Here is a 1,006-nt window from a genome sequence, read left to right as displayed (position 1 = left end):
CCCGCGATACGGATGGGTTTCGCGCCAGTGGTCGGCAATCTGCTGCCGGGTGCAGACCCACACCTTGTCGTGCTGCTGGATATAGTCAAGGAAACGCTGCAGCGCGCGGAAACGGCCCGGGCGCCCCAGCAGCCGGCAGTGCATTCCCACGGACATCATCTTCGGCGCGGTTTCACCCTCGGCGTAGAGCACGTCAAAGCTGTCTTTCAGATAGGTATAAAACTGCTCCGCGGTGTTGAATCCCTGGGCGGTGGCGAAGCGCATGTCGTTGGCGTCGAGGGTATAAGGCACGATCAGGTGCGGCCGCTGGCTGCCGTCGCTGCAGGTCACTTCGCTCCAGAAAGGTAAATCATCGCCGTAATAATCGCTGTCGTAGTCAAAGCCGCCGTGCTCCACCACCAGCTGGCGGGTGTTAGGGCTGTCGCGGCCGGTATACCAGCCGGTGGGCGGTTTGCCGAACAGGTCGGTCAGCACCTGCACCGCTTTTTGCAGATGCGCGCGCTCCTCAGCGATATCCATGTGCTGATAGTGGATCCAGCGCCAGCCGTGGCTGACCACATCGTAATCCGCGGCCTTGATCGCCGCCACAATCTCCGGGTGCCGCGCCAGCGCCATCGCCACGCCGAAAACGGTCAACGGCAGCCCGCGCTGGCTGAACTCGCGATGGATGCGCCAGAACCCTGCCCGGCTGCCGTACTCATAGAGTGAATCCATCGACATATGGCGCGCCGGGTAGCTGGCGGCGCCGATAATATCTGACAGGAACTGTTCCGAACCCGCATCGCCATGCAGGACGTGATTCTCCGCGCCTTCCTCATAGTTGAGGACGAACTGCACCGCGATCCGCGCCCCACCCGGCCAGCGCGCGTGCGGCGGCTCCCCTGCGTAACCTCGCAGATCGCGAGGATAGTGTTCCTGGTTCTCTCCCATCTCCTGCCCCTTTTAAAATGGATTTAACGACTGAAACTGTCCGCTTAACGCTTTTTTCTCCGGGAACGCTAAGTCC

Annotated in this window: 1 protein-coding gene and 1 pseudogene; both read right to left on the bottom strand. The window is 61.5% G+C overall.

Going from position 1 to position 1,006, the window contains the following annotated elements; all coding sequences use genetic code 11:
* Positions 1-897 (bottom strand): allantoinase PuuE (gene puuE / locus KHQ28_RS28550; RefSeq protein ID WP_228298312.1); only part of this gene is annotated, 897 nt, incomplete at its 3' end.
* A pseudogene (locus KHQ28_RS29415) lies at positions 815-1,006 on the bottom strand (Asp/Glu racemase); the annotation flags it as partial. The gene puuE and the pseudogene KHQ28_RS29415, both read right to left, overlap by 83 nt.

The organism is Klebsiella sp. 28 (assembly GCF_018223905.1).
In the GTDB taxonomy this organism is placed as follows: Bacteria; Pseudomonadota; Gammaproteobacteria; order Enterobacterales; family Enterobacteriaceae; genus Klebsiella; species Klebsiella pneumoniae.
Note: the sequence above shows the minus strand (reverse complement) of the source record. Positions and strands in the feature narration are given on the sequence as shown.